General features: G+C 56.5%; 8 protein-coding genes. All 8 read right to left on the bottom strand.

Annotation, left to right across the window (positions count from 1 at the left end):
• Nucleotides 1-15: 15 nt before the first annotated feature.
• The 8 genes from ACFWUB_RS08375 to ACFWUB_RS08340 all read right to left on the bottom strand — a co-directional run bounded on the left by ACFWUB_RS08375 (nt 16) and on the right by ACFWUB_RS08340 (nt 12,795).
• The gene (locus ACFWUB_RS08375) at nt 16-2,235 is read right to left on the bottom strand and encodes a BamA/TamA family outer membrane protein (protein WP_416183808.1); all 2,220 of its coding nucleotides are present in this window, start codon (nt 2,233-2,235) and stop codon (nt 16-18) included.
• Nucleotides 2,236-2,251: 16 nt separating this feature from the next.
• On the bottom strand, nt 2,252-2,851 hold the full coding sequence (locus ACFWUB_RS08370; RefSeq protein WP_020309654.1) for a hypothetical protein: 600 nt from the start codon (nt 2,849-2,851) through the stop codon (nt 2,252-2,254).
• A gap of 168 nt (nt 2,852-3,019) precedes the next feature.
• Nucleotides 3,020-3,655: a sigma-70 family RNA polymerase sigma factor gene (locus ACFWUB_RS08365; protein WP_292107619.1), complete on the bottom strand. Its 636-nt coding sequence runs from the start codon at nt 3,653-3,655 to the stop codon at nt 3,020-3,022.
• Between the two features lie 229 nt (nt 3,656-3,884).
• Nucleotides 3,885-8,171 carry a translocation/assembly module TamB domain-containing protein gene (locus ACFWUB_RS08360; protein WP_416183807.1) on the bottom strand — a complete coding sequence of 1,429 codons (4,287 nt, stop codon included), beginning with the start codon at nt 8,169-8,171 and terminating at the stop codon, nt 3,885-3,887.
• 154 nt (nt 8,172-8,325) lie between these two features.
• Nucleotides 8,326-10,008: a TolC family protein gene (locus ACFWUB_RS08355; protein ID WP_416183806.1), complete on the bottom strand. Its 1,683-nt coding sequence runs from the start codon at nt 10,006-10,008 to the stop codon at nt 8,326-8,328.
• Between the two features lie 29 nt (nt 10,009-10,037).
• Nucleotides 10,038-11,273: an MlaD family protein gene (locus ACFWUB_RS08350; protein WP_416183805.1), complete on the bottom strand. Its 1,236-nt coding sequence runs from the start codon at nt 11,271-11,273 to the stop codon at nt 10,038-10,040.
• Nucleotides 11,270-12,022, bottom strand: coding sequence for an ABC transporter ATP-binding protein (locus ACFWUB_RS08345; protein ID WP_020309660.1), 753 nt, complete (start codon nt 12,020-12,022; stop codon nt 11,270-11,272). Before ACFWUB_RS08345 ends, ACFWUB_RS08350 begins: the two co-directional genes overlap by 4 nt.
• An 8-nt stretch (nt 12,023-12,030) precedes the next feature.
• On the bottom strand, nt 12,031-12,795 hold the full coding sequence (locus tag ACFWUB_RS08340; RefSeq protein WP_292107609.1) for an MlaE family ABC transporter permease: 765 nt from the start codon (nt 12,793-12,795) through the stop codon (nt 12,031-12,033).
• Nucleotides 12,796-12,924 lie beyond the last annotated feature (129 nt).

Below are 12,924 nucleotides of genomic sequence, written 5' to 3'. Positions count from 1 at the left end.
CGACCTTTCATCGTCTTAGAACTTACCGCCAAAGCTGAAGTGGAACTTGCCGCCATCCTGGCCTACGCCGTAATCCAGGCGGATAGGCCCGATCGGCGTGGTGATGCGGAAGCCGATACCACCGGAATAATGGAGTTTATTGTTTTCATGGTACCAGGGGATGTTTTCTACGCCACCCCAGGCATTGCCCACGTCGGTAAAGACGACGCCCTGGATCTTCTTGGCAATGGGATAGCGGTATTCGACGGTCGCTTCGTACATCTTGTTGCCGCGGAATTCATCGTCTTCATAGCCGCGCAGGTTGTCGGCACCACCGAGGGTGAACAAGTCGTTGTACGGCATATCGCCAGTTGCGATCCCCCCCATGAGGCGGACGGCGATGACGTGGGCCCGGCCGACTTTGTAGTACAGGCGGTTTTCGGCGATGAACTTGAAGTAGTCGAAGTCGCCGCCCATGCCGTGACCAGCCCAGGTCCCCGTAAAGGACAGGCGCTTGCCTTTCGTCGGATCGTAGACGTTGTCGCGGTTATCGAAGACGTGAGACCAGGTCATGCTGTTCGTGCGGCCAAAGTTATTTTTCAAGTAATTTCGGTATATTGAAGGAAATTCTGGATCTGTATTATTCTGCCAATCGCGGTAGTTGTATCCGCTATCCCAACTAACATATTTTGTCCGCTTCGTTTCCAGCGTGACGTAGTCGCTGACGTATTCGCTGCGGACGCGGCCATAAGTGATGTTGAAGCCATTGGTCCGGCGGTCGTATTCAGCCTTAGAATCACCTTTTTCATCATAGTCGTCATATTCCGATTCGCGGTCGAAGATGCTGAAGCCGATGGAGTCGCCGGCATCGTTGAGGTACGGATGGGTATACGAGAAGATGTAGTTCTTGTTGCTATCCGTGTTGCCGCCGAATTCCCAGCTGATATTGGCCTTATCGCCTGTACCACGCAGGTTCGTTTCAGCCAGGCCGAGGATGCCGACCAGGCCGTCGGAGTCAGAGTAACCGGCACCGATGGTGACCGAACCGGTCTTCTGTTCGGTGACGTCGATTTCAACGATGACATCTTTGGGATTGCGCTGGCCCGGCAGGAGGCGGACGTTGACGTCTTCAAAATAGCCCGTGTTGTAAACACGTTGGATACTGCGGCTGGCAGTGTTCTTGTTGAAGATATCGCCCTTCTTCATGCGCAGTTCACGCATGATGACCTTATTCTTGGTCTTGGTATTGCCGCGGAGATTGATATTTTCGATGCGCGGTTCAGAAATGGCAATGTGCAAAACGCCTTCGTCGTCGAGGCGGACATCGGAGACGCGGCTCATCATATAACCGGCATTGGCAAAGGCCGTGTTGATATTGGCTACGTCGTGGCTGACGACGGCGGTGTTGAGCGTCGTGCCCGGCGTCGTGGCGACGAGTTTCATCAAATCACCTGTACTGAGGGATTCGTTGCCGACGATGTCGATTTTCTTGACGACCGGATTCATCTGGACCGTATAGTTCAGGGAAACGCCTTCCGGTACAGTCGTAAAGGACGGCTTGACCGTCGAGAACAGGCCCGTCGCCCCGATGACGTTGAGGTCGTGACGGATGTAGTCCATGTTGACGGCATCGCCGACGCGCATGGCCAGCTGCGGTAGGAGTTTCTGTTCAATCTGGGCTTCCGGTACGGGGCCGACCGTAACGGAAGTGGCTACCTTGTCGACATAGGGTTTCAAGTCGGCATCGGTAACGGCTTCCCCATAAGGCAGGGCCACGTCCTGGCCGGCCTGGATGACGGCCAGGGGATAGCCGGGGATGGACGTATCAAACTGCATGTCGCTGGTACCGCTCATGTAGCTGACTTTGTCGCCCGTAATCTGCGGCGTCGTATCGACAGGAGCCGGGTTGAGGATTTCATTTTCCTTGTGGACGGCTTCTGCTGTTTCCTGCTGAACTGCAGCCGGACTCTTACCAGCCGCAATGGCGGCCAGTTCTTCTGCCGTTTCATAGCCCGTCAGGCCCGATTTAGCCGCTTTCATGGCATCGGCTGTCGTTTCATCATTGGGCGAGGTTACGACCGTATTGACAGCTGTTTTCTGGTCATCCGCCGGAGCAGCTGCCGAGCCAGATGTAACCGTCTGGCTGCCCGACGACTCATAACCTGTTGCCGCTGTCGTATCATCAGCCCAAACAGGGCACGTCATCATCGCACTGGTTACCATCAGGGCGAGAAGTTTTTTCTTCCGCATATTCATAAAAATCCTCCATTATCTATTTCGTAATACCTGTACCGCGCAAGGTATGACGTGCTTCTTGTACAGTAGCTTGTATCTGGCGGTCCGACAAGACTGCCTTCCTTGCCACCCGTACCGGAGCCGCTGCTGGCGGTTCCGGTACGGCTGCAGCCGTCGCGGCTGGCTGCACAGGCGGTTCGTCTCCGGCAGGAGCTGCTGGCGGCGCAGATGCTGCCACCGGTGCTGGTCCTTCCTGGACAGGGGGCTGCACGCTGCCTGCCGGGACCGGCTCGGCCACAGGCGCAGCCGTATCCACCGGGTCCCGGTCCGCTTCATTCCCTGCCGCCGTCTCCTGGACGACGGCCTCGACGGCCGGCGGCCGTTCTTCCGGCCCAGTCAGGCGGAAGGCATACCAGCCGCCCAGCGCCAGGAAGAAGGACGTGACCATGGCACCGGCCCGCAGCCAGTTCCTGCTGACTGGATGGTGTTTGCGCAAATTCTTCATTTCCGCTTCGGCCAGCATCAGATTGAGTTCGCCCTTGATATCGGACTCTTCATCAAACGAGGCTTCGGCCTTTTCCAGCCAGGACCGGACGGCCCGGACCCGGTGAACTGTATCGCGTTGGGAATGTTTCATACAGCCTTCTCCTTTCTGCCTAGACGAATACTCTTATAAAATCGGCAAAGGCCGTATGAATTTATACCGGCAAAAAGGCGCAAAAACATGCCATAATCTATATTTTACAGCATTTTCCGATTCTTTTCACCTAAAAACGGGTCAATTTTAAGAAAATGTAAAAAAATTTTAGTGGCGGCTCTCATGGATGAACCGGCTGAGCATGCCGCGCACGCGGCGGATGCCCCGTTTCTGCAGGCGGTAGACGTAAGGCAGGCTGACGTCCAGGCTCTTGGCCAGGTGCTTCTGCTCCACGTCGTTCAGGTACACGCCTTCGACGACGGCCTGTTCCTTTTCGGGCAGCCTTTTCAAGACGTGGCCGACCTTTTCCAGCAACAGCTGGCGGCTCGTGGCTTCGACAGGGTCCTGGCGCTCATCGCAGAGCGTATCCTGCAACGTCACGCCCCGTTCATCCGGTTCGTCAAGGGATACGGCGCTGACGGCGCCTTCGCGCTTCAGATAGTCCAGGATGGCCCCGCGGATGCGGTGGACGGCAAAGAGCGGGAAGGCCACGCCACGGCGGTAATCATAGCGTTCCACGGCTTCGATGAGGCCCAGTGTCCCTTCCTGCAGGGCGTCGGACAGGATGTCGCGATGGATGTGCCAGCGCATGGCCTCTTTGAAGACCAAGGGCTGGTACTGCTCGATGAGGCGGCTGCGGGCCTCCAGATTCCCCTCGTCCTTATAGGCCTGCCACAGGGCCCGTTCTTCGTCGGGCTGGAGCAGGGTGATGTGCTGTAGTTCTTTCAGATAATCGTCTAACATGGCCTTTCACCACCTTTTCATTCAAATGGAATTCACACATATATAGGGACGGGCGCCCCTACAAAGGCAATGGCGTATCCACACATATACAGGGATGGGCCTGTGTCCCATCTGTAGGGGCTTGCACGTGGCAAGCCCGCTTCAGGACATGTTTCCTTCCCGTTATTCCTGTATGTATGGCGTCCTGCCATCAATCCCCGGATGCAACGGCATGACCCCATATACGGAATCAAAACGAATACTTATAGACACCGCCGATGAAACTGTCGTCGTCGGACGTCCAGGCGTTGACGCTGAACTTGCTGCCCAGGTCATACATGAAGCCGAAGCGGTCGTCGCCGTGGTTGATGCCGAAGGCCGCCGTGGCCATGAAGTCGTTGAACAGGTATTTCCCCATTTCAATGTTGTAATAGTTGCGGCCCACATCGGTATTCTTATCATTGAGGTTCAGCGAGCCGTTGGTGACGGTGAGCATATCCAGGGACAAGGCCTTTTCCAGGCTCTGTGTAAGGCCCAGGCTGTTCAGGGTCATGCGGATGCCCGATCCGAGGAGGCTGTCCATATCTTCCTCGCTGAGGGAGCTCTGGGGGCGGCCGCCGCTGTTGCGCAGGGTAATGAGCGATACGATCTGCTGCTTCGTCAGGGGCGGGTCGGAGCGGAGCATGAGGTCCATGTTGTCCGCCTGGCCGCGCAGGGTCAGCATGACATTGTACTGGCCGACGCGGCTGAAGCCTTCAGCGTCGACATAGGGCAGGAAGGAATCATACCGTGAGAAATCGGCCTTAGCCTTGGTCACGCGGAAATTGGTGTCCAAATAATGGACGGTTCCCCGCGTCGCTTCAAAGCGGCCCGACGGATGGGGATGATTGAGGTTGCCCTGGAAGGTGACCGACCCATTGACCATCAAGTCGTACAGAGCCGGATTGTACAGACGGACCTTGTTGCCCAGGGTCAGGGTGAAATCCAGGTCCAAATCGGGCCCTTCACTGCTGCTGGCCAGAGCCAGGGGAATGTCGACAGTCGTATTGTCGACCTGCATGAGGCCGCTCACTTTAGGCCGCCCGTCGCCAGGCGTGACGTTGACATAGCCCGTGATGGGACCGTCGTAATAGGGGCAGTTCAGATAGAGGCCGGAAAAATCAGCCGCCAGGGAATACGAATCTAAGCTGCGGCCACTCCAGGCGGCTTTGCCGTCAAGGCTGATGCTGCCGGGATTCTTCTTCCCTTTCTTATCCATAGTACCGCTGCCGCTGAGGACGGCCGAACGGCCTTTGAAGGCCAGGTCAGCATTGATGTTGGCCAGGGGATAAGCCGTGTCCTTGAACTTGATGGTGCCGTTCTTGACGGCAATATCGCCGTTGACCGTCGGTGCATCCAGGGTTCCGCCGATTTTGACGGCCCCCTGGATGGGACCGTCGGCTTCGGTGACGTAAGGCGTCAGGAAAGTCAGGACATCGAGGCCGGCGTTATCGAGCTGCAGCGAAAGGTCCATGGATTCGCCGGTCTTGCCGCCAGACAAGGCGCTGACGGGAATGGTACCGTGTGCGCTGACCTTATAGGGGTCGCGGCTGCCGCTGGCCTGCTGCAAAGTAATCAGGCCGTTGCGGATGTTGAACAGGGCATAAGCGCCCGTAAAGGAAATGCCGTTGGCCGTGCCGCTTCCCAGCTGGGCCGATACGTCGGCCTGGAGGTCATCGCCTGTACCGCTCAGGTCAGCGGCAAAGTCGATAGGCGCATCGACGACGAAGTCTTTATGTCCCAGAACGTCGGTCAGGGCCTTGGCCGGGAACTGCTTGGCAGCGACGGACAATTTCACCGGACCGTGCAGGGCATACGTCCCCTGGGCAGCCAGGACGCCGCTGCCGATGTTCAGGGCCATCTTGTTGATGGTGACGACGCCATTTTCCATCTGGACGTCGATGTCAGCCGGTTCGACGGCCTGGCCGCCGAAAGAAGTGTCACTGATGGTCCCCTTCATGGAGACCGTCGGGTTGTCACCTGTGCCGCTGATGTCGACCTGGCCATTCAGCTTGCCGGCAATATCCTGTACTGGCAGGGCCGCGACCTTGAGCAGACCGGCAATGTCGCCGTTGACGACCGTCGCCTGGCCCCGCAGGAGAGACGATTTCGTATTATACAATAAATTGCCGTCATACGTCCCGCCGAGCTGGGCGAAATGGAGGTCCGTCAGGCGCAGCATATTGTCATAATAGGCAAAATCGCCGTGGATATTGTTCAGGGCCATGTGGTTGATGACCAGATTGGCCGCCGTCAGTGAACCGGCTGCCGTCGGATTGTCCAGGCTGCCGCCGATATGGGCCTGGACGTCGAAAGATCCGCTGCGCGGCGTCTTGTTCTGCGGTACCAGGTGGGAAATATCGACGTTCTTCCCGATCAAATCGAGATTGAGCGTATCGCCGATGGAACCGGACAGGGCCAGGGATGCCGTGTAAGAAGAAATATCGCCATTCGAGAGATAGACTGTCCCATTATCCAGGCGGTAATCGGCGCTGACATTCTTATAGAGGTAGCCTGCATAGGATCCGCTGGTCAGGCGGAACGAGCCGGAAGCCGTCGGATTATCCAGGCTGCCGCTGAGGGTAATCGTATTATCGGCCCAGCCAGTGAGCGGCAGGTCTGCCTTGCCGATAGCCGGCAGGAGCTGTTCGATGCGCATATGCGCCGTCGTCAGCGATGCCTGTATCGTCCGGGCATCCAGGTCCGCCTGGCCGTGCAGGGTGTGGGTCCCATCACCGCGGCGCCAGTAGAGGGCCGGGATTTCGATGCGGCTGCCCTGTCCCCGGGCCGTCCCGTCGATGCTGTCGAAGGGGACGCCCTTGATCTGGCCGCTGCGGGCATTAAAGGCCACATCCCACTGCTGCCCGTCGATGTGGCCGGACAAATCGGCCGTCCCATCCATGGGAAGGGACACGAAAGGCGAAGCGGCGTCGAGGGGCAGGTCATGGCCGGTAAAGGACAGGTGCGGCGTCTGGCTGTCCACTTCATAAGAACCGCTGACGTCGATACTTCCTCCTGCCAGGTCAGCATGACCGCTGCGCAAGGTCATGACGCGACCGTCATAGGCCACATCGCCGGCTGCCGAGTCGACAGTCAGGCCATTATAAGACAGGTCCCCTGCCGTCACGTGGCCTGTCGCCATAATCGAGTTATCCTTACTGTTGCCGGCTGCGTGGAGCGACGCCGACAGACTCCCCATGACGGCCACAGGCACGCCGGGCACGGCCGAGAGGTCCAGTCCGTCTACGTCGGCATCGGCTTCATAGGCACCGCTCTGGATGTCATAGACGCCCTTCCCGCTCAGGGAAGCGCCATAGGCCTGGGCCGTCAGTGAATCGATATCGAGCCGGTTCTGACTGTAAATCAAATCTGCCTGGGCTTTATCGACGGTATAGCCGTTATAAGTCATATCGTGCAGAGACGCTGTACCGCGGGCATTCACGTCCTGTGCCGTCCCCCAGACCGTCCCTTTGAAACCGGCTGTCCCGCTGATAGCAACGGGCAGATAATCGGCAAAGGCCGTCACGTCGGCTCCCTGAACGTCGACGTTCAGGTTGAATACCGGCGTGTCGCCGTTGGTTACAATAGTCCCGCCGACGCGGAAGTCCTGGCCGTTGACACGGCCTTCGACGTCCGATAAGGTAATATCTTTGCTCGTCAGGGCCGCATGGCCTTTCAGGCCGTCTACCTCGAGGCCCTGGACGGTGACGTAGCCGTCAGATACGTCGGCCTGGCCGGACAGGAAAAAGCCGTTGTGGCTGTCCGCGACGCGTACTTTGACGTTTTCGACGGTCCCGCTGCGGATGACGACATCGGCCGACGACGGGATGAATGACGACGCATAAGTCCCGTTGACGGCGTCGGCGCTGACGGTGAAATCATACTGGCGGTTCGAGGCATACCTTCCGTGAGCCGTCACCTTTTGCCCATCGACGGTCATGGACGCATCGATGGCCAGCGACGGATAGTCGGCAAAGGCCACGCTGCCGTTGACATTTTCTCCGGTGACGACCGTGCTGTCCGGTAATTGGGCGTCGATAGTCCCGTTGTGAACATTGATGGCCCCGCGGAAACCGGCATCGGTCGTACTCTGATTCTTCTTGATGAGCGACGCCACATTCCACGTGCCATCGTCTTCATTCTGCCAAAGATGCAGGACGGGGTCGTCGACATCGGCCGTATCCAGGGCCTGCAGGATTTCGCCCTGCCTTAGAGCCGTCATGATCTTGCCGGGGTTGACATAAACCCGGACGGCATCGCCTTCGATGACGACCCGCCCTTGTGCATCTTTAATGACTGGCTTGGCCATGACCAGCTGGCCGTTCAGGGATATATCCAGTGAAGAAAACGACAAGGTCCCGTTCAATTTACTGTTTGCAGTTGTCGTAATCGCCTGGCCAGCCATCTGGGTCAGAGCCGGTTTTTCCATCCACAGGGCAATCCCTGCTGACAGGAAAAAGGCCGTGACGCCACAGGCAGCCATCCATTTTTTCTTCATAATCGAGCTCCGCATACAAAAAAAGAGAGAATTGCACGTTACAATTCTCTCTTTATTTTACCTATGGAGTTGAGGAAAATCAAGAAATAGATGACAAATAGGATATTTCCCTTGTAAATTGTTAAAAACCTGTCATCATCTCTTTAAGCCCTGTTTATCCCCGATATGTCGTCGCCGTCAAAGACGGATGGATGACACCCGATTCGACATCGACGCCCATGACCTGTTCCAGTTTGGCAATGCCGACGTTGTAGTCGTACAGGGCCTGGATGTGGTTGACCTGGGCTTTGTTGAGGCTCAACTGGGCATCGAGGACGTCCAGGTTGATGCCGACGCCGGCCTGGTAACGGATATTCTGGATACGATAGTTTTCACGGGCCTGGTCGACGACGGTCTGCGTTTCTTCGACCTTCTGGGCGGCACTGCGGATGTTGAGGTAGGCCTGCTTGACTTCCAGCTGGACGGCTTCGCGGGTCTTCTGTTCCGTTTCACGGGCGACGAGGAGGTCCTGTTTGGCCTGGTTGACTTTAGCCTTCGTCGCGCCGCCGTCATATAAGCTGTAGGTGACGCCAGCAGCTACTTTCCAACTTCTCTTATTAGCATCAATGCCTGGGAAGGTGTTGTCAGCCCAATCATTACCGCCTGTAATGGCGACAGTCGGCCTATTGCCGGCATTGGCGATGTCGATGTTGCGTTCCGCTTCCTGGACGGCAATGGCTGCCTGGAGGACTTCCGGCCGATATTTCATGGCATAGTCCGTCGCTTCCTGGAGGGAAATGTTGTACGTATCGAAGGGCAGCTGATGGTCGGCCAAGTTGAGCTTCGTTTCCAAAGGCAGGCCGAGGATGTTGTTCAAGTTCGATTCAGCAATGGCAACGTTGTTGTCTGCCGTAATGGCCGTCGTCTTGGCGTTGGCCAGGGAGACAGCGGACGAGAGGACGTCGACCTTGGCCTTGGTGCCGACGTTGTACTGAGCCTGGACGTTATCCAAGTGTCCCTGGAGGTTGTCGACGGCTTCGTGGTAAACGCCTTGCAGTTCCTGATAAGCCAGGAGGCCATAGTAGCCTTCGATGGCCGAATATTTCGTCGCCTGTTCGACGCGCAGGATTTCTTCCTGGGCATTGGTCTTGCCTAATTTAGCGACGTCAATTTTACCTTCAACGAGCCCGCCGGTATACAGCGGAATGTTGACGGAAATGCCATTAGAAAAAGCATTGCTGATACTATTGGCGCTCCCCATCAGGCTGGCAGCACGGCTATAGGTAGCAGCATCCGTAGCCCGGCTGCGCTGGGCGCCAAAGTTATAATCGACAGTCGGCTTTTTGCCGGCCTGGGCCTGATTAATGGCATATTCTGCCTTTTTCAGGGCGTACTGGGAGTTCTTGATATCCCGGTTATAGTCGAGGGCCATCTGGACGGTCTTAGGCAGATTCAAATCGACAGTGCCATTGGTCGGTACGCGGCCGATGACGATGACCGGATCGATTTCCTGTGTCTTCGCCCGTTTCGCAGCGGCTTTTTCAGCGGACTTCGCTGAATCGTCAGCAATTTTCTGAGCCAGTTCTTCACGCAGTTCCGGCGTAATGTCGACAGGATGGACAGCGTCGGCAGCTTTTTTGGCCTTGGCTTCGGCTTTCGCCGCCTTCCGCTGCTGAGCTTTTTCAGCCTGGATTTCCTGCTGTTCCGCTTTGGCCCGGGACTGGATCGCGTCGGCCTGCGCTAAGTCGACAGGACGGACAGAAGCCGTCGTATCCGCTGCCGAAGCAGCGGCGACTGTGCTTATGGTCGTAATCATCATGGCGATGACCAATTTCTTGTACAGTTTGTTGTTCATCATGGGTACCCCCGTTATTTCTATAGAATCTGCTAAAAAGCGTAGTTAATACCATAATAATTGCCACCGTCACTGCGACTCATAGGCCGCGTGAACTGGCTGAAGAGATAGAGATTCGGCGCCAAGCGGTACTGAGCTTTCAAACGGAAGCGCCAGTCATCGGGATCATAGCCTTCCAGAGACAAGCGGAACGGCCCGTCCTGGAAGAAATCGAAGCCGGCCCCAAGGTCACCGTTGATCAGACCAGCCCGCGTGTCGAACAGGCGGCCCCGGCGGCCGTACTGCAAATTGAGGTTCGTACCGTTACCGATGTTCTCTGCCCCGACGAGGCCAAACGCATCGCCACGGTACACCTTAAAATTTACAGTGCCGCTGGTCTCATTCTTCGTCGTATTATATAAGAGTCCGGCTTCGCCTTGGACTTTGATATCCGAAGTGCCGCCGAGTATCTTATTCACTTTTGTTGTAATCTGGGCCGTATTATTCAACGTCGTCTGAATATTGGCCTGGGTCTGCGGATCCGTCGTCATCTTTTCCATCGACTGAGCAATGGTCTCGAAGCGGTCCGTAATCTGCTTCATGTTAGCCGCCGTCGCCCGGACATTAGCCGAAGCTGCGCCGTCGCCGTCGAGATTCTGCATGGACGCGTTCATCTGGGCCGTCATGGCTGCCATATTGGCTGTAATCTGCTGGATATTGCCGGCATTGGCGTCCATCATCTGGCTCGTCTTGCCCGTAATGGCATCAATATTCTGAATGGAACCGCGCATTGCGGACTGGGTCTTTTCATCGCCGATGATGGCGTTGATATTCTTGACCATATCGTCGGCACTGCCCATGAGCTTGCCGGCACTATCCATCATGTCATCCATGTTCTTGCTCTGTGTGCCATCGATGTAATCTCCATCAGCGAGAAGATGATTCTTGTCATTCCCCGGTGTAATGGCCACGATTTTTTCGCCGAGCAGGCCGTCCGTCGTAATCGTCACTTTGGAATCACGCGGGATTTCCGTCCCCTTTTCCAGCTTCATAGCCACATCGACGCCGTCGCGGGACGGTTTCACGCTTTCGACTTTGCCGACGTGGACACCGACATAGCGGACGGAATTGCCCTTTTGCAGGCCATTGGCATCTTTAAATTCCGTATGGATGACGAAGCCCGGCTTGCCGAAGATTTCGGCGTGGGCCAGGGTCAGGACGACAAAGGTAAAGACGAGGACGCCGACGATGGTGACCAGACCGACTTTCGCTTCTGCACTCCACTTCATAGGCTATCCCCTCTTTCTTCTGGAAGACGCCCGCCGTGGATAAAGCGCTGCACTTCCTCATCATCTGTATGGGCAAAGGTCTTCTTATCGGCAATGAGCCGGAAGCGCCCGTCTTGTAAATAAGCCAGGCGGTCAGCGACATAGAAGGCCGAATCCATATCGTGGGTGACGATGACTGATGTCGCATGAATCTGCTTCTGCATACTGACGACCAAGCGGTTAATATCCATACAGCGCAGCGGGTCTAAGCCGGCTGTCGGTTCGTCATAGAGGATGACCTGTGGATCCAAGGCGATAGCCCTGGCCAGGCTGACGCGCTTCTTCATGCCGCCTGATAAATCGTTGGGCATCATGTCCTCGATGCCTTCCAGGCCGACAAGGTGGAGTTTCTCCTCAACGATGCGCTGGATCGTCGCTTCATCGTCTTTCGTATGCTGGCGCAGGCCAAAGGCGACGTTTTCGCCGACAGTCATGGAATCGAAGAGGGCCGAATACTGGAAGACCATGCCCATATGACGGCGCACAGCCGTCAGCTGTTCCTCATCAAAGGTAGTAATGTCTTCATCGTGAAAGAAGACCTGCCCTTTCGTCGGCTTCTGCAGGCCGATGATCAGGCGCAGGATGGTACTCTTGCCTGAACCGCTGGCACCGAGGATGGCCAGGGTTTCACCCTGATGGATATCTAAATTGATGTTGTCTAGTATGACCCGGTCGCCATAGGCGACGGTCACATTGCGAAGACGGATCATAGCACTCCTCAATACAATAGAACCGATAAGATATAATTGCAGATAAAGATGAAAATAATCGACGTGACGACGGACTTCGTCGTAGCCTGGCCGACGCCTTCGGCCCCGCTCTGGGCATGCATGCCTTCATTGCAGGCGACGAGGGCGATGATACCGCCGAAGAACATGGCCTTGATGAGGCCGTAGACGACGTCGCTGACTTCCGTAAAGAGTTCGATGGAATTCACATAGGTGAAATGCGTGAGCCCGGCGCCCAATGTGGCCACGCCGTAGCCGCCGGCCGTACCGATGACATAGCCGTAAAAGGCCAGGATAGGCACCATGACGACGCAGGCTACAAAGCGCGGTACGACGAGATAGGCAATGGGATTGACGGCCATACAGCGCAGGGCATCGATCTGTTCCGTGACCTTCATGGTCCCGATTTCAGCCGTCATGGCTGCACCGACGCGGCCTGCCATGACGACGCCAGTTAAAATAGGGCCTAATTCACGGCCCATGGCGACGGACATGACGCCGCCCAGCGTCGACTGGGCGCCATAGCGCAAGAGAATATCGACGATCTGCAAGGTCATGACCATGCCGGCAAAGAGCAGGGTCAGGCTGACGATAGGCAGGGAATTAACGCCGAGATGAGCCATCTGGGCAAGGGTCAGGCGGCGTTGTATCTTTGGCAGCTGACGCAGGGTCTGGCCAAAGAGGATGGCAATGACGCCGACTTGTTCAAAGACACGGAGCGTAAAGCTGCCGATGCCTTCCAAAATTTCCTGCATGAAAGACCGTCCTTTCTTTAAGTATCATACTACTTTACTATACCATCAGTGAACGTACTCCCGCCTAGAGAGGCGGGAGCTTCCTGCTTCAACGAGAACAGCGCTACTGACTCCAAAGAGTTGCGGCGG

The sequence above is a fragment of the Megasphaera sp. genome (genome assembly GCF_047831605.1).
Lineage (GTDB): Bacteria > Bacillota > Negativicutes > Veillonellales > Megasphaeraceae > Megasphaera > Megasphaera intestinihominis.
This window is presented reverse-complemented; position numbering and strand designations above follow the sequence as displayed.

Bases quoted from the DNA above. Each gene is read 5' to 3' on its own strand.
- ACFWUB_RS08375 (WP_416183808.1), bottom strand. From the start codon at position 2,235: ATGAATATGCGGAAGAAAAAACTTCTCGCCCTGATGGTAACCAGTGCG.
- ACFWUB_RS08370 (WP_020309654.1), bottom strand. From the start codon at position 2,851: ATGAAACATTCCCAACGCGATACAGTTCACCGGGTCCGGGCCGTCCGG.
- ACFWUB_RS08365 (WP_292107619.1), bottom strand. From the start codon at position 3,655: ATGTTAGACGATTATCTGAAAGAACTACAGCACATCACCCTGCTCCAG.
- ACFWUB_RS08360 (WP_416183807.1), bottom strand. From the start codon at position 8,171: ATGAAGAAAAAATGGATGGCTGCCTGTGGCGTCACGGCCTTTTTCCTG.
- ACFWUB_RS08355 (WP_416183806.1), bottom strand. From the start codon at position 10,008: ATGATGAACAACAAACTGTACAAGAAATTGGTCATCGCCATGATGATT.
- ACFWUB_RS08350 (WP_416183805.1), bottom strand. From the start codon at position 11,273: ATGAAGTGGAGTGCAGAAGCGAAAGTCGGTCTGGTCACCATCGTCGGC.
- ACFWUB_RS08345 (WP_020309660.1), bottom strand. From the start codon at position 12,022: ATGATCCGTCTTCGCAATGTGACCGTCGCCTATGGCGACCGGGTCATA.
- ACFWUB_RS08340 (WP_292107609.1), bottom strand. From the start codon at position 12,795: ATGCAGGAAATTTTGGAAGGCATCGGCAGCTTTACGCTCCGTGTCTTT.